At 59.9% G+C, this 18,901-nt stretch carries 18 protein-coding genes; 6 read left to right on the top strand and 12 right to left on the bottom strand.

Annotated elements, in window-relative coordinates; all coding sequences use genetic code 11:
- Positions 1-96 precede the first annotated feature (96 nt).
- The 6 genes from PMI37_RS25960 to dadA all read right to left on the bottom strand — a co-directional run bounded on the left by PMI37_RS25960 (position 97) and on the right by dadA (position 6,195).
- Positions 97-2,025, bottom strand: a complete 1,929-nt coding sequence (locus PMI37_RS25960; protein ID WP_008086775.1) for an acetyl-CoA hydrolase/transferase C-terminal domain-containing protein — start codon at positions 2,023-2,025, stop codon at positions 97-99.
- A gap of 135 nt (positions 2,026-2,160) precedes the next feature.
- Complete coding sequence (locus PMI37_RS25965) at positions 2,161-2,577, bottom strand: c-type cytochrome (RefSeq protein ID WP_045123295.1); 417 nt, start codon at positions 2,575-2,577, stop codon at positions 2,161-2,163.
- Positions 2,578-2,759: 182 nt separating this feature from the next.
- Positions 2,760-3,308, bottom strand: a complete 549-nt coding sequence (locus PMI37_RS25970; protein ID WP_008086779.1) for a cupin domain-containing protein — start codon at positions 3,306-3,308, stop codon at positions 2,760-2,762.
- A gap of 88 nt (positions 3,309-3,396) precedes the next feature.
- Positions 3,397-4,470 (bottom strand): alanine racemase, encoded by a 1,074-nt coding sequence (gene alr / locus PMI37_RS25975; protein WP_008086782.1) that lies wholly within the window; start codon positions 4,468-4,470, stop codon positions 3,397-3,399.
- Positions 4,471-4,565: 95 nt separating this feature from the next.
- The gene (locus tag PMI37_RS25980) at positions 4,566-4,919 is read right to left on the bottom strand and encodes a RidA family protein (RefSeq protein WP_008086784.1); all 354 of its coding nucleotides are present in this window, start codon (positions 4,917-4,919) and stop codon (positions 4,566-4,568) included.
- Positions 4,891-6,195, bottom strand: a complete 1,305-nt coding sequence (gene dadA, locus PMI37_RS25985; RefSeq protein ID WP_008086785.1) for a D-amino acid dehydrogenase — start codon at positions 6,193-6,195, stop codon at positions 4,891-4,893. Before dadA ends, PMI37_RS25980 begins: the two co-directional genes overlap by 29 nt.
- A gap of 156 nt (positions 6,196-6,351) precedes the next feature.
- Here dadA and PMI37_RS25990 point away from each other — a divergent pair, with 156 nt between their 5' ends.
- A complete protein-coding gene (locus PMI37_RS25990; protein WP_003177284.1) occupies positions 6,352-6,840 on the top strand; it encodes an Lrp/AsnC ligand binding domain-containing protein in 489 nt (162 codons plus the stop codon).
- 141 nt (positions 6,841-6,981) lie between these two features.
- On the opposite strand, the gene PMI37_RS25995 is transcribed toward PMI37_RS25990, so the two are convergent.
- Positions 6,982-7,335, bottom strand: a complete 354-nt coding sequence (locus PMI37_RS25995; RefSeq protein WP_008086787.1) for a YkgJ family cysteine cluster protein — start codon at positions 7,333-7,335, stop codon at positions 6,982-6,984.
- A 148-nt stretch (positions 7,336-7,483) separates the two neighbouring features.
- Between PMI37_RS25995 and PMI37_RS26000 the strand changes: the two genes are divergently transcribed.
- Positions 7,484-8,794 (top strand): NAD(P)/FAD-dependent oxidoreductase, encoded by a 1,311-nt coding sequence (locus PMI37_RS26000; RefSeq protein WP_008086789.1) that lies wholly within the window; start codon positions 7,484-7,486, stop codon positions 8,792-8,794.
- A 133-nt stretch (positions 8,795-8,927) separates the two neighbouring features.
- Here the strand turns inward: PMI37_RS26000 and PMI37_RS26005 are convergent, their stop codons facing one another.
- A complete protein-coding gene (locus PMI37_RS26005; protein WP_008086791.1) occupies positions 8,928-9,173 on the bottom strand; it encodes a DUF1127 domain-containing protein in 246 nt (81 codons plus the stop codon).
- 179 nt (positions 9,174-9,352) lie between these two features.
- On the opposite strand from PMI37_RS26005, the gene PMI37_RS26010 reads away from it, so the two are divergent.
- Entirely contained in the window at positions 9,353-10,774 is a 1,422-nt protein-coding gene (locus PMI37_RS26010; protein WP_008086793.1) for an aminotransferase-like domain-containing protein, read from the top strand.
- 60 nt (positions 10,775-10,834) lie between these two features.
- Positions 10,835-12,403 carry a phospholipase D family protein gene (locus PMI37_RS26015; protein WP_008086796.1) on the top strand — a complete coding sequence of 523 codons (1,569 nt, stop codon included), beginning with the start codon at positions 10,835-10,837 and terminating at the stop codon, positions 12,401-12,403.
- Positions 12,404-12,588: 185 nt separating this feature from the next.
- On the opposite strand, the gene PMI37_RS26020 is transcribed toward PMI37_RS26015, so the two are convergent.
- On the bottom strand, positions 12,589-13,734 hold the full coding sequence (locus PMI37_RS26020; protein ID WP_008086797.1) for an MFS transporter: 1,146 nt from the start codon (positions 13,732-13,734) through the stop codon (positions 12,589-12,591).
- Positions 13,735-14,136: 402 nt separating this feature from the next.
- Positions 14,137-15,630 (bottom strand): aldehyde dehydrogenase, encoded by a 1,494-nt coding sequence (locus PMI37_RS26025; RefSeq protein ID WP_008086799.1) that lies wholly within the window; start codon positions 15,628-15,630, stop codon positions 14,137-14,139.
- 239 nt (positions 15,631-15,869) lie between these two features.
- On the opposite strand from PMI37_RS26025, the gene PMI37_RS26030 reads away from it, so the two are divergent.
- The gene (locus PMI37_RS26030) at positions 15,870-16,232 is read left to right on the top strand and encodes a cupin domain-containing protein (protein ID WP_008086800.1); all 363 of its coding nucleotides are present in this window, start codon (positions 15,870-15,872) and stop codon (positions 16,230-16,232) included.
- A gap of 208 nt (positions 16,233-16,440) precedes the next feature.
- Here the strand turns inward: PMI37_RS26030 and rpmG are convergent, their stop codons facing one another.
- Positions 16,441-16,596: a 50S ribosomal protein L33 gene (rpmG, locus tag PMI37_RS26035; RefSeq protein WP_003177274.1), complete on the bottom strand. Its 156-nt coding sequence runs from the start codon at positions 16,594-16,596 to the stop codon at positions 16,441-16,443.
- Between the two features lie 11 nt (positions 16,597-16,607).
- Positions 16,608-16,841, bottom strand: coding sequence for a 50S ribosomal protein L28 (gene rpmB, locus PMI37_RS26040; protein WP_007920377.1), 234 nt, complete (start codon positions 16,839-16,841; stop codon positions 16,608-16,610).
- A gap of 448 nt (positions 16,842-17,289) precedes the next feature.
- Here rpmB and PMI37_RS26045 point away from each other — a divergent pair, with 448 nt between their 5' ends.
- Positions 17,290-18,876 (top strand): ABC transporter substrate-binding protein, encoded by a 1,587-nt coding sequence (locus tag PMI37_RS26045; protein ID WP_008086803.1) that lies wholly within the window; start codon positions 17,290-17,292, stop codon positions 18,874-18,876.
- Positions 18,877-18,901 lie beyond the last annotated feature (25 nt).

Below are 18,901 nucleotides of genomic sequence, written 5' to 3' on the forward strand. Positions count from 1 at the left end.
CGCAGTTGCTATGTAGGAGCTGTCGAGTGCAACGAGGCTGCGATCTTTTGATATTTTCAAAGATCAGGATCAAAAGATCGCAGCGTGCCGCAGCTCCTACAGGGTTTGGGTGGTGGCTTTTAGGCCGGTGAGCAGCAGGCGTTGGAAGAGGTCTTCTTTCAGGCCTTCCGGGTTTGTGAGTTGCATGCGTTCGAGGTGTTCGGGGTAGAGCGATGCCTCGGGGGCGTCGAGGGCGGCTTTGCCCAGTTCGAGGATTTCGCTGAGTTTGAATTTGCTCTTCAGCCAGTTCAGCGCCCGCAGTAAATCCCGTTCGATCGCAGTGAAATCACAGCCCAGTGGATACTCCGGAAACAGGTTCGCATGCCGTGCGGCGATGGCTTGCAAACGCTGCGGCGTGTTCTCGGCGAAGCGTGGATCGAGGCGGAAATCCTTTGGCAGCTTGCCGACCTTTTGCGCTTGTTCGATCAGGCCCTGCTGGAAGCGCGAGTCACTAATGTTCAACAGCGATTCGATCACTACAGCGTCGGATTTACCGCGCAGATCAGCGATGCCGTATTCGGTCACGACGATATCACGCAGATGCCGCGGAATCGTGCAGTGGCCGTATTCCCAGACGATGTTGGAACTGACGTCGCCACCGGATTCACGCCAGCTACGCAGGATCAGAATCGAACGGGCATCGTGCAACGCATGCCCCTGCGCGACGAAGTTGTACTGCCCGCCGACTCCGCTGAGTACTCGCCCATCCTCCAGTTGATCCGCCACACCGGCACCGAGCAAAGTCATGGTGAATACCGTGTTGATGAACCGCGCGTCGAGGCGTTGTAGGCGCTTGAGTTCTTCCTGCCCATAGAGCTCGTTGATGTAGCTGATGCGGGTCATGTTGAATTCGAGGCGTTTGCTCAACGGCAACTCACGCAGGCGCTCGTAGAAACTGCGCGGGCCGAGGAAGAATCCGCCGTGCACGGAGATACCGTCAGTTTGCGCCGCTTCGTCGAGAGTGCCGGCGTTGGCCTGTTCCTGCGTCGGTACATCGGGGTAGACCTTGCGCCGGATGATCCCGGCATCCGCCAGCACCAGCAGGCCGTTGACGAACATTTCGCTGCAACCGTACAGGCCTTTGGCGAACGGCCCGGTGCCGCCCTCGCGGTTGATCAACTGCGCCCATTGGCTGAGGTTGATGTCGTCGAGCAGCGCTTTATAGCCGGCATTATCGGCTTGACGTGCGAGCAACGCGGCAGTCAGCGCATCGCCCATCGAACCGATGCCGATCTGCAACGTACCCCCGTCGCGCACCAGCGTACTCGCATGCAAACCAATGAAATGATCCTGAAACCCCACCGGCATGTTCGGCGTGGAAAACAGCGTGCTGCTGTCCTTCGCGTCGATCAACAGGTCGAAGGTGTCGATATCGACTTCGGCATCGCCGGGCATGTACGGCAGATCGGTGTGGACCTGGCCGACCAGCAAAATAGTCTCCCCGGCCTCGCGGCGCTTGGCGATCATCGGCAACAGGTCGAGGGTGATGTCCGGGTTGCAACTCAGGCTCAGGCGATCCGGGTGTTCGCTGCTGCTGGCCAATAACTGCGCCACCAGGTTCAGGCCGGCGGCGTTGATGTCGCGGGCGGCGTGGCTGTAGTTGCTGCTGACGTAATCCTGCTGGGCCGGCGCGCTGTTGAGCAGGCTGCCGGGCTGCATGAAAAACTGCTCGATGCGGATGTTGGCGGGCAGGCTGTCGCGGTGCAGGTCGGCGAGGAAATCGAATTCCGGATAGTCACCGAAGATGCGCTCGACGAAGGGTTCGATGAAGCGCTTTTGCAAACCGTCGCCCAACGCCGGGCGGCCGAGGCACAGCGCGGTGTAGATCGTCAGTTGCCGCTCGGGCAAGCCTTTGATCCGCCGGTACAGCGCGTTGACGAAGTGATTGGGTTTGCCCAGGCCCAGCGGCATGCCCATGTGGATATGCGCCGGCAAGCGTGCCAGCACGTCATCCACCGCCTGTTCGATCGAACACAACTGCACCATCTGAAGCCTCCTGCCCGTTCCGTGAATAGGGGTAGACCGAGCTTGCCGCTACTTTGCTGCAATGAACAGCCCAGCCCCTGAATCGCAGGCACAAAAAAACCGTCCGAAGACGGTTTTTTTCATCAGAAGCGCAGCTTATTTCAGGCCGGACATCTTCTGGATCGCGCCTTTCAACTCGTCATCCGAGCAATCAGCGCAGGTGCCTTTTGGCGGCATGGCGTTCAGGCCTGTAATGGCTTTTGCCAGCAGGCCGTCGAGGCCGCCCTGGTGATCGGCGCGGTCTTTCCAGGCTGCCGCATCACCGATTTTCGGCGCACCCAACAACCCGGAACCGTGGCAAGCGTTGCAATGTTTGGCAATCACTTCGTCCGGAGTCTTGGCACCGCCACCACCGCCGGCAGTCGCCGCCACTTCCATCCCTTTGCATTCCTGACCTTGAACACACACCTGGCCGACAGGCTCGAGGCGTTTGGCAATGTCGTCATTCGTCGCAGCTTGAGCGCTGACAGCCCAGAGGGCCAGTACGGTTGCTGGTGCAGCCAGCATTTTCATAATTAGATTCACGCGTTCACCCTCAATGGTGGCTATTCACGCCTGCGGCCACGGTTCGCAGGCGGGCGCAAGTATAGCGGGTAGCCCGCCACACTGAAACAACCCCATGATTAAAGGGGTCTTGTTGCGCATCGGTAAAACAGCTTGGGTGCCTTTGCCGTAATGGCCTGGCGCCTCTTGGTTTAAAAGTTTGCCGGCGTGGCTGCGCTGATTAGTCGCGCAGGCAAGTCGAACGGATTACGGAAACGATGCGGCTTGGTACTTTCAAAGTAGTAGCTGTCACCGGCTTCGAGAATAAAAGTTTCCAGACCCACCACCAGTTCCAGACGACCTTCCACCAGAATCCCGGTTTCCTCGCCTTCATGGGTGAGCATTTCTTCGCCGGTGTCAGCGCCCGGCGGGTAGATTTCGTTGAGGAAGGCGATGGCGCGGCTGGGGTGCGCGCGGCCGACCAGTTTCATGGTCACGGCGCCGTCGGAAATGTCGATCAGCTCGTTGGCCTTGTAGACGATCTGGGTCGGGACTTCCTGCAGGATTTCTTCGGAAAAGAACTCGACCATGGACATGGGAATGCCGCCCAGCACCTTTCTCAGCGAACTGATCGAAGGGCTGACGCTGTTCTTTTCGATCATCGAAATGGTGCTGTTGGTGACGCCCGCGCGTTTGGCGAGTTCACGCTGGGAAAGCCCTTTGAGCTTGCGGATCGATTGCAGTCGTTCACCGACGTCCAAGGCGCGAGCCTCCTGATGTTGTAAGAATATTGAGCGTTATCATGGCGACAGCGTTCAGTATTTACAACACTTGGCCCCCGCAGTGGCGTCAACCCTCGGAATAGAGCCTTGGCACTCGACGCAGGTTGCAGAAGATCTGGTACGGAATGGTGTCGGCCCACTGCGCCACTTCACTGGCGAGAATGTTTTTGCCCCACAGCTCAACGGTCGAACCGAGACCGGCTTCCGGCACATCGGTAAGATCGATGCAAAGCATGTCCATCGACACGCGACCGATAATGCGGCTGCGTTTACCTGCCACCAAAACTGGCGTGCCGGTTGGCGCCTGACGCGGGTAGCCGTCGGCGTAACCCATGGCAACCACACCGATGCGCATCGGTTTGTCGGTGATGAATTTGGCGCCGTAACCGACAGGCTCACCGGCCGGCAGCTCACGCACGCAGATGACTTTCGATTCCAGAGTCATCACCGGTTGCAAACGATCCGCCACGGCGTTGGCTTCTTCGAACGGGGTCGCGCCATACAGCATGATGCCCGGACGCACCCAGTCACTGTGGATCTGCGGCCAACCGAGTACGGCGGGCGAGTTGCGCAGGCTGACTTCCGCCGCCAGCCCCTGACGCGCCGCTTCAAACACCGCAACTTGCTCGGTGCTGCTCTGCGCATGCAGCTCATCGGCGCGGGCGAAGTGGCTCATCAAGACGATTTTCGCCACTTTGCCGCTGGCCAGCAGACGTTGATAAGCCGCCGGATAATCCTTTGGATGCAGCCCGACGCGGTGCATGCCCGAATCGAGCTTCAGCCAGACGGTGATCGGTTTGCTCAGCGCTGCCTGCTCGATTGCTTCGAGCTGCCAAAGCGAGTGCACCACCGTCCAGAAATCATGCTCGACGATCAGCGCCAGCTCGTCGGCCTCGAAAATCCCTTCCAGCAACAACACTGGCGCAAAAATGCCGGCGGCGCGCAGTTCCAGCGCCTCCTCGATGCAGGCAACGGCAAACCCGTCGGCCTCGCCTTCCAGCGCCTGGGCGCAACGCACCGCGCCATGGCCATAGGCATCGGCCTTGATCACCGCAAGCGCCTTGGCGCCGGTGACTTCGCGGGCAATTCGGTAATTGTGGCGCAGGGCTTGAAGGTCGATCAGGGCACGGGCAGGACGCATGGCGGCAGACTTCTAGGCGGTCATGGGAATAAAAACCGGCGCCGACTGACGACGTGAACCGCCAACAGCGCCGGGAGAGGGATCTTTACAACTTTTTACGGCAGCGCGGCGACGATAGAGATTTCTACCAGAATGCTCGGCTTGGCCATTTTCGCTTCGACGGTGGCACGGGCCGGCGCGGCGCCTTTTGGCAGCCACTGATCCCACACCGAGTTCATCCCGGCGAAGTGCTCATCGATGCCGTTCAGGTAAATCGTCGCCGACAGCAGGTGCTGTTTGTCAGTCCCGGCGAGGTCGAGCAGGCGCTCGATATTGGCCAGAACGTCGCGGGTCTGCTGTTCAATCCCGGCGTCGAAGTCGTCGCCGACCTGCCCGGCCAAATACACGGTGCCGTTGTGGCTGACGATCTGACTCATGCGCTCATTGGTGAGCTGGCGCTGGATTGACATGTTTTGCGGACTCCTGAATTTTGTTGCCGTAACGGGAAATATCGAGGCCTTCGGCGCTGATCTGTGGCTTTTTCTTCGCCATCAGGTCGGCCAGCAAGCGACCGGAACCGCACGCCATGGTCCAACCGAGGGTGCCGTGACCGGTGTTGAGGAACAGATTCTTGAACGGCGTGGCGCCAACGATCGGCGTGCCATCCGGCGTGGTCGGACGCAGACCGGTCCAGAAACTCGCTTCGGCCAGATTACCGCCCTGAGGATAAAGGTCGTTGACGATCATCTCCAGGGTTTCGCGGCGACGCGGGTTCAGCGACAGGTCAAAACCGGCGATCTCGGCCATGCCGCCGACGCGGATGCGGTTGTCGAAACGGGTGATCGCGACCTTGTAGGTCTCGTCGAGAATAGTCGAAGTCGGCGCCATCGCCGGGTTGGTGATCGGCACGGTCAGCGAGTAACCCTTGAGCGGATACACCGGGGCTTTGATGCCCAGCGGCTTGAGCAGTTGCGGCGAGTAGCTGCCGAGCGCCAGCACGTAGCGGTCGGCGGTTTCCAGCTTGCCGTCGATCCACACGCCGTTGATGCGATCACCGGCGTAGTCGAGTTTCTGGATGTCCTGGCCGAAGCGGAATTCCACACCGAGTTTCACTGCCATTTCGGCGAGGCGCGTGGTGAACATCTGGCAGTCGCCAGTCTGATCGTTCGGCAGGCGCAATGCACCGGCGAGGATGTCAGTGACACCCGCCAGCGCCGGCTCGACGCGGGCAATGCCGGCGCGGTCGAGGACTTCAAACGGCACGCCGGATTCTTTCAGCACGGCGATGTCTTTGGCGGCGCCATCAAGCTGCGCCTGAGTGCGGAACAACTGAGTCGTACCAAGGCTGCGGCCTTCGTAGGCGATGCCGGTTTCGGCGCGCAGTTCATCGAGGCAGTCACGGCTGTACTCGGACAGACGCACCATGCGCTCCTTGTTCAACGCGTAACGGTTGGCGGTGCAGTTGCGCAGCATCTGCGCCATCCACAGGTACTGGTCGATGTCGGCAGTGGCCTTGATCGCGAGAGGGGCGTGGCGTTGCAACAGCCACTTGATCGCTTTGAGCGGTACGCCCGGCGCGGCCCACGGCGAGGCATAGCCCGGCGAGACCTGGCCGGCGTTGGCGAAACTGGTCTCCATGGCCGCAGCCGGCTGCCGGTCGACCACCACCACTTCAAACCCGGCACGGGCCAGATAGTAAGCACTGGCGGTACCGATGACGCCGCTACCCAAGACCATTACGCGCATTTTTGTATCCCTCATCGCGGCGGGGCCGCGTACGTCTGTTGTTAGAGCAATGATGCGCGCAGTGTAAAAAAGAAATGCCAGTGCTTTTCACTATATAAGCGCCTATATTTGGCGACAATTCTCGGCAAAAACCCTTTTCACGGAGGCGCATCCCCTATGCGTACCAACACTCAGACCAAACGTGAGCTGGACAAGATCGACCGCAACATCTTGCGGATCCTGCAGGCGGACGGGCGGATTTCCTTTACCGAGCTGGGCGAAAAGGTCGGGCTCTCGACCACGCCGTGCACCGAGCGCGTGCGGCGTCTGGAGCGCGAAGGGATCATCATGGGCTACAACGCCCGGCTCAATCCGCAGCACTTGAAGGGTAGCTTGCTGGTGTTCGTCGAGATCAGCCTCGACTACAAATCCGGCGACACGTTCGAGGAGTTCCGCCGCGCGGTGCTGAAATTGCCGCACGTGCTGGAGTGCCATTTGGTGTCAGGGGATTTCGACTACCTGGTGAAGGCGCGGATTTCCGAGATGGCCTCGTACCGCAAGCTGCTGGGCGACATTCTGCTGAAACTGCCGCATGTGCGGGAGTCGAAGAGTTATATCGTGATGGAAGAGGTTAAGGAGAGCTTGAGCCTGCCGATTCCAGACTGAGATTGGGGATTCCTGACCCGGCCCCATCGCTGGCAAGCCAGCTCCCATAGTGATTATCGGTGTTCACAACATTTGTGTACGACGCCGAACCTGTGGGAGCTGGCTTGCCAGCGATGGCGTCGACACGGTTCCGAGTGACCGTTAAACCAGCACCTGCCGATTCGCCGCCATGTACTCGAAAATCTGCTTCTCCACCCGCGGATGAATCAGCTCCACCGGCCGCCGCTCATTCGGGCAAGGCAAAGTCTTGGTCGTACCAAACAGCCGGCAAATCAACGGCCGCTCTTCATACACCGTGCAGCCATTCGGCCCCAGGTGCACACAGTTCAGCTCATCCATTGCCGCATCCTGCTCGGCGCGGGTCTTGCGCGGCAGGCGGGCCATTTCTTCCGGCGAGGTGGTCACCGGCCCACAGCAATCGTGGCAGCCGGGCACGCACTCGAACGAGGGGATCTGCTGGCGCAAGGTGCGGACTGTCTGGCTGTTGCAGCTCATCGAAACGGTAACCAAGGTGAAGTAGGCAGCAATTGTGCCGCAAAAGCCGTGATCCAGACACCGCAGGCCGACCAGTGTTGCCCCCGTTCGGGCGTGCGGCTTATGCTCCGTCAAATTTTCTCGACACCCCCGTCTCAGGATCCTGCCCATGACCGCCCGCGCCCACTCCCCCGCGAGCCAACCTCACGTTGCCTCTTACTACGCCGCCAGCAGCCTGCCGCAACCGGATCATCCGCTGCTGCAAGGCGACGTGGTGGCCGACGTCTGCGTGGTCGGCGGCGGTTTTTCCGGGTTGAACACGGCGCTGGAACTGGCTGAGCGCGGTCTCAGCGTGGTGTTGCTGGAAGCGCACAAGATCGGCTGGGGCGCCAGCGGTCGTAACGGCGGGCAGTTGATTCGCGGCGTCGGCCACGGTCTCGATCAGTTCGCCAACGTCGTCGGCAGCGATGGCGTACGCGAGATGAAACTGATGGGCCTGGAAGCGGTGGAAATCGTCCGCCAGCGCGTCGAGCGTTTTCAGATTGCCTGCGACCTGACCTGGGGCTACTGCGACCTCGCCAACAAACCTTCCGACCTCGAAGGTTTTGCCGAAGACGCCGAAGAGTTGCGCGGCCTCGGTTATCGCTACGAAACCCGCCTGCTACAAGCCAGCGAGATGCACACCGTGGTTGGTTCCAAGCGCTACGTCGGTGGTTTGATCGACATGGGTTCAGGGCATCTGCATCCGCTCAATCTCGCATTGGGCGAAGCAGCGGCGGCGCTGCAGTTGGGTGTGAAACTGTTTGAACACTCGGCAGTGACCCGTATCGATTACGGCCCGGAAGTCAAAGTCCACACCGCCCAAGGTTCGGTGCGGGCGAAGACGCTGGTGCTCGGTTGCAACGCCTATCTGAATGATCTGAATCCGCAACTCAGCGGCAAAGTCCTGCCCGCCGGCAGCTATATCATCGCTACCGAACCGTTGAGCGAAGAGCAGGCGCACAACCTGCTGCCGCAAAACATGGCGGTCTGTGATCAGCGGGTGGCGCTGGATTACTACCGACTCTCGGCGGATCGGCGTTTGCTGTTTGGCGGTGCCTGTCATTACTCGGGACGTGATCCGAAAGACATCGCCGCGTACATGCAGCCGAAGATGCTCGAAGTATTCCCGCAACTGGCGGGCGTGAAGATCGATTATCAGTGGGGCGGGATGATCGGCATCGGCGCGAACCGTCTGCCGCAGATCGGCCGGCTCAATGATCAGCCGAACGTGTATTACGCCCAGGCCTATTCCGGGCATGGGGTAAATGCCACGCACCTGGCGGGCAAGTTGCTGGCTGAGGCGATCAGCGGGCAGCACGGCGGCGGGTTTGATTTGTTTGCCAAGGTGCCGCACATCACCTTCCCGGGCGGCAAGCATTTGCGCTCGCCGCTGTTGGCGTTGGGGATGTTGTGGCATCGCCTCAAAGAGTTGGTGTGAAACCCCCTCTGTAGGAGCTTTGATCGTTCCCACGCTCTGCGTGGGAATGCATCCAGTGACGCTCTGCGTCACAGCGGACGCAGAGCGTCCGGGGCGGCGTTCCCACGCAGAGCGTGGGAACGATCGGTGTCGTTCAGATCTGCCAGAACGGCTTCAACCCCTCCTCCTGCGCCTGCTCACGCGTCAGCCCGATGTCCTTGAGCTGATCCGCCGTCAACGCCAGCAACGCCTTGCGCGTGTGCAGACGATGCCACATCAGACTCCAGCGGCTCAGGCCGGACGGTGCGTTACGCATGATCTCATTGCGCGCACGATCCTTCTGCCCTGCCGCCAGTTCCTGACTGTGTAACGTCAGCCGCACATCACTCAAGCCGTTCATTTTTGTCGCTCCTGTTTACTTGGGTAGCCAGAGATTCCATGATGCGCGGGTGAGCAAAACCGTTACAGATTCAAAGCAACTGTATTAACTCCATACAGATTTGCCGCTCTGTGGACTGAATTGACGATTTATCTCGCATCTGTACTGGTCTTCCGAATCTTCTGCACCGAGGCAGCGCCATGACCCTCTACGTAAACCTCGCCGAATTGCTCGGCACGCGCATCGAACAAGGCTTCTATCGCCCCGGCGACCGCTTGCCGTCGGTGCGCGCCTTGAGCGTCGAACACGGGGTCAGCCTGAGCACGGTGCAACAGGCCTATCGCATGCTCGAAGACAGTGGCCTGGCCACGCCGAAACCCAAATCCGGCTACTTTGTGCCGGTCGGGCGTGAGCTGCCGGAGTTGCCCGCAGTAGGCCGGCCGGCGCAGCGGCCGGTGGAGATTTCGCAGTGGGATCAAGTCCTCGAATTGATTCGCGCCGTGCCGCGCAAGGACGTCGTGCAACTCGGTCGCGGCATGCCCGACATCAGCTCGCCGACCATGAAGCCGCTGCTGCGTGGGCTGGCCCGCATCAGCCGCCGCCAGGACATGCCCGGTCTGTATTACGACAACATCCACGGCACCCTCGAACTGCGCGAGCAGATCGCCCGGTTAATGCTCGATTCCGGCTGCCAGTTGAGCGCCAGCGATCTGGTCGTGACCACCGGTTGCCACGAAGCGTTGTCCACCAGCATCCATGCGATCTGCGAGCCGGGCGACATCGTCGCGGTGGATTCGCCGAGCTTCCACGGCGCCATGCAGACCCTCAAAGGCCTCGGCATGAAAGCCCTGGAAATCCCCACCGACCCGCTCACCGGCATCAGCCTCGAAGCGCTGGAACTGGCGCTCGAACAATGGCCGATCAAGGTCATCCAGCTCACCCCGAACTGCAACAACCCGCTCGGCTACATCATGCCGGAGTCGCGCAAACGCGCGCTGCTCACCCTCGCCCAACGCTTTGACGTGGCGATCATCGAAGACGACGTGTATGGCGAACTGGCCTACACCTACCCGCGTCCGCGCACGATCAAATCCTTCGACGAAGACGGTCGCGTGCTGCTCTGCAGTTCGTTTTCCAAGACGCTGGCGCCGGGGCTGCGCATCGGTTGGGTCGCGCCGGGGCGATACCTCGAGCGCGTGCTGCACATGAAATACATCAGCACCGGATCGACCGCGCCACAGCCGCAGATCGCCATTGCCGAATTTCTCAAATCCGGCCATTTCGAACCGCATTTGCGGCGCATGCGCTCGCAATACCAGCGCAATCGCGACGTGATGATCGATTGGGTGACCCGCTATTTCCCCGCCGGCACCCGCGCCAGCCGTCCACAGGGCAGCTTTATGTTGTGGGTTGAATTGCCGGAAGGCTTCGACACACTGAAACTGAATCGTGCGCTGCTCGACCAAGGCGTACAGATTGCCGTCGGCAGCATCTTTTCTGCCTCGGGCAAGTACCGTAATTGCTTGCGGATGAACTACGCTGCCAAGCCGACAGCACTGATCGAGGAAGCCGTGCGCAAGGTCGGCGAGACCGCAATCAGACTGCTTGCCGAAACCGACTGACTTTTTTCCAGACATCAGCGTCCATATGCCGACCTTTGCCGCCTACCGGAACAATCCTACGTGAGCTTCAGACAGCCCCTACTCGCCTTGCTGTTACTCGCCTCGTTCCTGAGCGGCTGCGCCAGTCTCGACGTGCCGCGCGAGCCAAGTCAGGCGTTACCAGCGTCCAGCTCCAGCTTCGGCCGTTCGATCCAGGCCCAGGCCGCGCCGTATCAGGGACGTTCCGGCTTTCGCCTGCTGTCCAACAGCACTGAATCCTTCACCGCCCGCGCCGAGCTGATCCGCCACGCGCAGGTCAGCCTCGATTTGCAGTACTACATTGTCCACGACGGCGTCAGCACACGAATGCTCGTCGAGGAACTGCTCAAGGCTGCCGACCGTGGCGTGCGCGTACGCATCCTGCTCGACGACACCACCAGCGATGGCCTCGACCAGATCATCGCCACGCTGGCGGCGCATCCGCAGATCCAGATTCGCCTGTTCAACCCGCTGCATCTGGGCCGCAGCACCGGCGTGACCCGCGCGGCCGGGCGCCTGTTCAACCTGTCGCTGCAACACCGGCGCATGCACAACAAACTGTGGCTGGCGGACAACAGCGCGGCCATCGTCGGCGGGCGCAATCTGGGCGATGAGTATTTCGATGCCGAGCCGAATCTGAATTTCACCGACATCGACATGCTCAGCATGGGGCCGGTGGCCGAGCAGCTCGGGCACAGTTTCGACCAGTACTGGAACAGCGCGCTGAGCAAGCCGATCGATGAATTTCTCTCCAGCAAACCGACCGCCAAAGACTTGCAGAACACCCGCACGCGCCTGGAAGAATCGCTGGAAGAAACCCGTAAACAGAATCACGCGCTGTATCAGCAGCTGATGACCTTCACCACCGAGCCGCGCATGGACATCTGGCGCAACGAGCTGATCTGGGCGTGGAATCAGGCATTGTGGGATGCGCCGAGCAAGGTGCTGGCCAAGGATGAGCCGGATCCGCAATTACTGCTGACCACGCAACTGGCGCCGGAACTGAAAGGCGTCAGCAAAGAGCTGATCATGATTTCGGCGTACTTTGTGCCGGGGCAACCGGGGCTGGTGTACCTGACCGGGCGCGCCGATGCGGGTGTTTCCGTGAGCCTGCTGACCAATTCGCTGGAGGCCACCGATGTGCCGGCGGTGCATGGCGGTTATGCGCCGTACCGCAAGGCACTGTTGGAGCACGGTGTGAAACTGTATGAACTGCGCCGCCAGCCTGGGGATAACTACGGCAGTGGCCCGCATGTGTTTTACAGCAAGTCGTTCCGTGGCTCGGATTCGAGTTTGCACAGCAAGGCGATGATTTTTGACCGGCAGAAATCGTTTATCGGCTCGTTCAACTTTGATCCGCGTTCGGTGTTGTGGAACACCGAGGTCGGGGTGTTGGTGGACAGTCCGAAGTTGGCTGAACATGTGCGAGAGCTGGCGTTGCAAGGTATGGCGCCAGCGTTGAGTTATCAGGCGAAATTGCAGGATGGTCAGATCGTTTGGGTCACCGAAGACAATGGCCAGATGCATACACTGACCAAGGAGCCGGGGAGTTGGTGGCGACGGTTTAATGCGTGGTTAAGTACCAGCGTCGGCCTGGAACGCATGTTGTAATCCAACAAAGAACTCTGCTCTAGAGGGCTTTTGTGGCGAGGGGATTTATCCCCGTTGGGCTGCGAAGCAGCCCCAAAACCTGCAATTGCGGTGTATCAGATACACCGCGTGCGATGGTGTTACGACTGCTGCGCAGCCGAGCGGGGATAAATCCCCTCGCCACAGGGTTTATCCCAAATACCTGTTCAGGCAGGTTCTGTCACTGGGCCGAATGCACCTTGGCGCAACAGCAATATCACCAACCCAAACGCACCGATCGCCATCAGCAGCGGCAACGCATGTCCGCTGATCCACTGACTCCCCGCCCCTGCCGCCAACGGCCCGATCAGACACCCGACACCCCAGAGCTGTGCGATATGCGCATTCGCCCGCACCAGCGCATCATCGCGATAACGCTCGCCAATCAGAATCAGCGACAGCGTGAACAACCCGCCTGCACTGGCGCCAAATAACACCCACAACGGCCAGATCAACAGCGTATCGAGCAACAGCGGAATCGCCAGACTCGACAGCATCAACACCACCGCGCAACCCGCGAACAAAGTGCGTCGCGACAGGTAATCGGCCAACGCGCCAATCGGCAATTGCAGCAATGCATCACCGACCACCACTGTGCTAACCATCGCCAAAGCGATCTCAGCAGTGAATCCCTGTTGCAGGCAATACACCGGCAGCAGCGTCAGGATCATTGCCTCGAACGCCGCGAACAACGACACCGCCCAGGCAATCGCCGGCAGGTCGCGAGCAAAACCCCACAGGTCGCGGAAGGTCACGCTGCTCGCCTCACTGCTCGGCGCACCGCTGCGGCCCAACAACAGCAATGGCGAAACCAGCAGCAAGCCGACGCCAACCCAGAATCCGTAATCGTCTTCAGTGCCGAGCGCGCCCAGCAGCAACGGGCCAGACAACTGGCTCAACGCATAACTGCTGCCATACAGCGCCACCAAGCGACCGCGCCAGCTCTCGACCACCAGTTGATTGATCCAGCTCTCGCCGAGGATGAACACGATGGTCAGGATCACGCCAATCATCAGCCGTAACAGCAGCCAGATCGGGTAACTCGGCAACAGCGCCAGCAAGCCGATCGACAGCGCCCCCGCCCACAGACACAGGCGCATCAGGTTTGCCGTGCCGAAGCGCGCCGCCAGATGACTGGAAATCTTCGCGCCGAGCAACACGCCAATCGCCGGCATCGCCGCCATCACGCCGATGGCGAAAGAGCCGTAACCCCAACCCTCCAGACGCAACGACACCAACGGCATGCTGACCCCCAGGGCCAGGCCGACACTCAAGACAGACGCCAACACGGCGAAATACGTCGCCCAACGCATGGTCCACGCTCCTGTGGATAATTATTATGTGCACCGCAAAACCACTGTGGGAGCGAGCCTTTGTGGTGAGGGGATTTATCCCCGTTGGGTCGCGTAGCGGCCCCAAAACCTGCAAGCGCGATGTATCAGGTACACCGCGCGCATTGATTTTGCGACTGCTTCGCAGCCGAACGGGGATAAATCCCCTCGCCACAAAAGCTCGCTCCCACAGGGATATCTGTTTTGTCAGGAAACCCGCTCACACAGGGGATCTCTGATTGGCAGGAAGCCCGCTCACACAGGGGATCTCTGATTGGCAGGAAGCCCGCTCTCACAGAGGATCTCTGTTTGGCAGGAAGCCCGCTCTCACAGAGGATCTCTGTTTCGTCTGGAAGCCTGGCGTGACCAGGCTCCCTTAACGGCTTACAGCTTGATCCACGTCGCTTTCAGCTCGGTGTATTTGTCGAACGCGTGCAGCGACTTGTCGCGGCCGTTACCCGACTGTTTGAAACCACCAAACGGTGCGGTCATGTCGCCGCCGTCGTACTGGTTGACCCACACGCTACCGGCGCGCAGCGCTTTGGCGGTCAGGTGCGCCTTGGAGATGTCTTGCGTCCACACCGCAGCGGCCAGGCCATACGGCGTGTCGTTGGCGATCTGGATGGCTTCTTCAGCGGTATCGAAAGCGATAACCGACAGCACTGGCCCGAAGATTTCTTCCTGAGCGATCTTCATCGCGTTGCTCACGCCGTCGAAAATCGTTGGCTCAACGTAAGTGCCGCCGGTTTCCTGAAGAATGCGCTTGCCGCCGGCGACCAGTTTGGCGCCATCGGTGTGACCGGATTCGATGTACGACAGCACAGTATTCATCTGCTGCGTGTCGACCAACGCGCCGACATTGGTCGCCGGATCCAGCGGGTTGCCCGGTTTCCAGGCTTTCAGCGCCTCGATCACCATCGGCAGGAATTTGTCCTTGATCGAACGCTCGACCAGCAGACGCGAACCGGCGGTGCAGACTTCGCCCTGGTTGAAGGCGATGGCGCTGGCAGCGGATTCGGCTGCAGCTTGCAGATCCGGCGCATCGGCAAAGACGATGTTCGGGCTTTTGCCACCGGCTTCCAGCCAGACGCGTTTCATGTTCGATTCGCCAGAGTAGATCATCAGTTGCTTGGCGATCTTGGTCGAACCGGTGAACACCAGCGTGTCGACATCGTTATGCAGGGCCAGCGCCTTGCCGACGGTGTGACCGTAGCCCGGCAGCACGTTGAGTACGCCTTTCGGGATACCGGCTTCAACGGCCAGCGCCGCGATGCGGATGGCGGTCAGCGGCGATTTTTCCGATGGCTTGAGGATCACCGAGTTACCGGTCGACAGCGCCGGGCCGAGTTTCCAGCACGCCATCATCAGCGGGAAGTTCCACGGTACGATGGCGCCGACCACACCGACGGGCTCGCGGGTTACCAGGCCCAGTTGATCGTGCGGCGTCGCTGCCACTTCGTCGTAAATCTTGTCGATCGCTTCACCGCTCCAGCTCAGCGCTTGCGCCGCGCCCGGAACGTCGATGTACAGCGAATCGCTGATCGGCTTGCCCATGTCGAGGGTTTCGAGCAGGGCCAGTTCTTCGGCGTGCTGCTTGAGCAGGCCGGCGAAACGGATCATGGTGGCTTTGCGTTTGGTCGGTGCCAGACGCGACCACACGCCGGAATTGAACGTGGCGCGAGCGTTTTCCACAGCGCGCTGAGCGTCGGCGGCGTCACAGCTGGCAATCTTGCCGAGCAGACGGCCATCGACCGGGCTGATGCACTCGAAGGTCTCGCCGGAGACGGCGTCGGTGTATTCGCCGTTGAGATAGGCGCGGCCTTCGATTTTCAGGTCGCGGGCGCGTTGTTCCCAGTCGGCACGAGTCAGGGTGGTCATTTCGAGTGTCCTCCGCTTGTTGAATACGAGCGCCGCGCGATCTTCGCCAGCGTCCTCAAGAATTCTGCCCGGCCAGCCGGTTTTTCGGCCAGAGGCACCCGCCACCCTAAACCAGCGGCCGGGGTTGTTTCAATATATTTGACATAAGGTGGCCATACGGCCTTGCGGTGTTGATTTTAATCAACATAGACTTTGGCCCTTTCCAGCCAATCGCGCCGTATTCACGGGGGATAACAACAATGAACATCCAGAACGTCGTCGACATCAGCCTGACCAGCAGCGAAGCCGAACGCTATCGCCCGGATCCGGCGAAAGTGCTCAAGGGTGATCCTGAACAAGCGGTGTTCCATCAATACGACAGCCCTTGTGGGCAGATGGGCGTTGGCGTGTGGGAAGGCGCGGTTGGCCAGTGGACGGTGAACTACACCGAGCATGAGTACTGCGAGATTTTGCAGGGTGTGTCGGTGTTGCGTGACAGCGATGGCAATGCCAAGACGTTGCGTGTTGGCGACCGCTTTGTGATTCCGGCGGGGTTTCGTGGCACCTGGGAAGTGCTGGAGGCTTGCCGCAAGGTCTATGTGATCTTCGAACAAAAGGCTTGAGGATTTTTGCTGGCTGATCCGGGCCTATCGCTGGCAAGCCAGCTCCCACAGGGGAAATTGGTGTTCACAAAATTGTGTTCAACACAAAAACCTGTGGGAGCTGGCTTGCCAGCGATGAGGCCCGCACAGACACCACAGAAATCCAAAGGCAACAAAAAAGGCCCGTATCGTGAGATACGGGCCTTTTTCGTAAGTCGGGAAAAATCAATTACTTGATTTTGCCTTCCTTGTAGATCACGTGCTTGCGAACAACCGGATCATATTTCTTGATCTCGATTTTGTCCGGGGTAGTACGCTTGTTCTTGTCGGTAGTGTAGAAGTGACCAGTACCGGCGCTCGAGATCAAACGAATCAATTCACGCATGATTAGCTCCCTTAAATCTTGCCATCGCGGCGAAGTTCGGCGAGCACGACAGTGATGCCACGCTTGTCGATGATACGCATGCCTTTGGCAGATACGCGCAGACGCACAAAACGTTTCTCTTCTTCAACCCAGAAGCGGTGATGCTGCAGGTTCGGCAGGAAACGACGACGGGTTTTGTTGTTTGCGTGGGAAATGTTATTCCCAGTCACCGGACCCTTACCGGTAACTTGACATACTCTCGACATGCCTCAGCCCTCTAAAACCACATGCCCAACCCGGCATGGGTTGGCCGCTTAATCTCTCAGTCATTTGGCGCCAGGCGCCGCGTTTCTTTAGAGGTCTTACCGGCTACACCTACAGTGAAGGAACCGGGCCCCTAGAAAAGAGCGCTGCTTTATACCAGAAAGACCGGGGTGCAACAACTTTCCGTGTGCAATCAATCCACAAAAAAGCGTTTTTTCGACCTGCGAACGCTTTGGATAAAGGCCGGCACCGGTTTTTACCACTCGTCGAAGAAAATCATCCGCACACGGCTTTCAGACTTTTTACGCAGCGCCGTGGTCTGAAAAACCGCCATCACTGTGCCCTTAAAATGCAAAAAGGGGATAGTCATTTGTAATCCAGCCCTCTAGGGTAGGCCTTTTCCAGACTGCACTTGCAGATGGGCCTTCGATCTGTAAAAGGAAACCGACCATGCGCCTCGCTGCCCTACCCCTGTTGCTCGCCCCGCTCCTGCTGAGCCCTCTGGCCCAGGCCGCCGCGCTGAGCGTTTGCACCGAGGCCAGCCCGGAAGGGTTCGACGTGGTGCAATACAACTCGCTGACCACCACCAACGCCTCGGCCGACGTGCTGATGAACCGCTTGGTGGATTTCGACACCGCCAGCGGCAAAGTCGTGCCGAGCCTGGCCGACAGTTGGGAAGTCAGCACCGATGGCCTGACGTACGTGTTCAAACTGCATCCGCAGGTGAAATTTCACACGACCGATTACTTCAAGCCGAGCCGCGAGCTGACCGCTGAAGACGTCAAATTCAGTTTCGACCGCATGCTCGACCCGGCGAACCCGTGGCACAAAGTCGCCCAAAGCGGTTTCCCGCATGCGCAGTCGATGCAGTTGCCAGCACTGATCAAGAAGATCGACGCACTCGATCCGCTGACCGTGCGCTTCACCCTTGATCATCCAGATTCGACTTTCCTGGCAACCCTGAGCATGGGCTTCGCCTCGATCTATTCTGCCGAATACGCCGACAAACTGATGAAGGCTGGCGCGACGGACAAGCTCAACAGCCAACCGATCGGCACCGGCCCGTTCGTGTTCAACCGCTTCCAGAAAGACGCGGCAATCCGTTACAAGGCCAACCCGGACTACTTCGGTGGCAAGCCTGCGGTCGATCCGCTGATCTTCGCCATCACCCCGGACGCCAACGTGCGCCTGCAAAAGCTGCGACGTAACGAGTGCCAGATCGCCCTGTCGCCGAAACCACTCGACGTACAAGCCGCGCTGAAAGAACCGACATTAAAAGTCGAAAAGACTGACGCGTTCATGACTGCTTTCGTTGGCATCAACAGCCAGCATCCGCCACTGGACAAGCCGGAAGTGCGCCAGGCGATCAACCTCGCCTTCGACAAGGCCAACTACATCAAGGCTGTGTTTGAAGATACCGCCGAAGCAGCGAACGGCCCTTACCCGCCGAACACCTGGAGCTACGCGAAGAGCCTGCCGGGCTATCCGCACGACATCGCCAAAGCCAAGGCGCTGATGGCCAAGGCTGGGTTGAAGGATGGTTTCCAGACCACCATCTGGACGCGTCCGTCGGGCAGCCTGCTTAATCCGAATCCAAGCCTCGGCGCACAGATGCTGCAGTCGGATCTGGCAGAGATCGGTATTCAGGCGGAAATCCGCGTGATCGAGTGGGGCGAGCTGATTCGTCGCGCCAAGGCGGGCGAGCATGATCTGTTGTTCATGGGCTGGGCCGGCGATAACGGCGACCCGGATAACTTCCTCACGCCGCAGTTTTCCTGCGCTGCGGTCAAGTCGGGGACCAACTTCGCGCGCTACTGCAATGCCGATCTCGACAAGCTGATCAGCGCCGGCAAGACCACCAGCGAACAAGGCGTACGCACCAAGCTGTACGAGCAGGCGCAGGCGCAGATTCAGCAGCAGGCGTTGTGGCTGCCGCTGGCGCACCCGACCGCTTACGCGCTGACGCGCAAAGACGTGCAGGGCTACGCCGTCAGCCCGTTCGGCCGCCAGGACTACTCCAAGGTCAACCTCAAATAACCCGCCCCTGTAGGAGCTGCCGCAG

The organism is Pseudomonas sp. GM80, assembly GCF_000282515.1.
Lineage (GTDB): Bacteria > Pseudomonadota > Gammaproteobacteria > Pseudomonadales > Pseudomonadaceae > Aquipseudomonas.

What these genes read in the sequence shown, in the direction of transcription:
- PMI37_RS25960 (WP_008086775.1), bottom strand. Translation starts at nt 2,025, where the DNA reads ATGGTGCAGTTGTGTTCGATCGAACAGGCGGTGGATGACGTGCTGGCA.
- PMI37_RS25965 (WP_045123295.1), bottom strand. Translation starts at nt 2,577, where the DNA reads ATGAAAATGCTGGCTGCACCAGCAACCGTACTGGCCCTCTGGGCTGTC.
- alr (WP_008086782.1), bottom strand. Translation starts at nt 4,470, where the DNA reads ATGCGTCCTGCCCGTGCCCTGATCGACCTTCAAGCCCTGCGCCACAAT.
- PMI37_RS25980 (WP_008086784.1), bottom strand. Translation starts at nt 4,919, where the DNA reads ATGTCAATCCAGCGCCAGCTCACCAATGAGCGCATGAGTCAGATCGTC.
- dadA (WP_008086785.1), bottom strand. Translation starts at nt 6,195, where the DNA reads ATGCGCGTAATGGTCTTGGGTAGCGGCGTCATCGGTACCGCCAGTGCT.
- PMI37_RS25990 (WP_003177284.1), top strand. Translation starts at nt 6,352, where the DNA reads ATGCGTACCAACACTCAGACCAAACGTGAGCTGGACAAGATCGACCGC.
- PMI37_RS25995 (WP_008086787.1), bottom strand. Translation starts at nt 7,335, where the DNA reads ATGAGCTGCAACAGCCAGACAGTCCGCACCTTGCGCCAGCAGATCCCC.
- PMI37_RS26000 (WP_008086789.1), top strand. Translation starts at nt 7,484, where the DNA reads ATGACCGCCCGCGCCCACTCCCCCGCGAGCCAACCTCACGTTGCCTCT.
- PMI37_RS26005 (WP_008086791.1), bottom strand. Translation starts at nt 9,173, where the DNA reads ATGAACGGCTTGAGTGATGTGCGGCTGACGTTACACAGTCAGGAACTG.
- PMI37_RS26010 (WP_008086793.1), top strand. Translation starts at nt 9,353, where the DNA reads ATGACCCTCTACGTAAACCTCGCCGAATTGCTCGGCACGCGCATCGAA.
- PMI37_RS26020 (WP_008086797.1), bottom strand. Translation starts at nt 13,734, where the DNA reads ATGCGTTGGGCGACGTATTTCGCCGTGTTGGCGTCTGTCTTGAGTGTC.
- PMI37_RS26025 (WP_008086799.1), bottom strand. Translation starts at nt 15,630, where the DNA reads ATGACCACCCTGACTCGTGCCGACTGGGAACAACGCGCCCGCGACCTG.
- PMI37_RS26030 (WP_008086800.1), top strand. Translation starts at nt 15,870, where the DNA reads ATGAACATCCAGAACGTCGTCGACATCAGCCTGACCAGCAGCGAAGCC.
- rpmG (WP_003177274.1), bottom strand. Translation starts at nt 16,596, where the DNA reads ATGCGTGAATTGATTCGTTTGATCTCGAGCGCCGGTACTGGTCACTTC.
- rpmB (WP_007920377.1), bottom strand. Translation starts at nt 16,841, where the DNA reads ATGTCGAGAGTATGTCAAGTTACCGGTAAGGGTCCGGTGACTGGGAAT.
- PMI37_RS26045 (WP_008086803.1), top strand. Translation starts at nt 17,290, where the DNA reads ATGCGCCTCGCTGCCCTACCCCTGTTGCTCGCCCCGCTCCTGCTGAGC.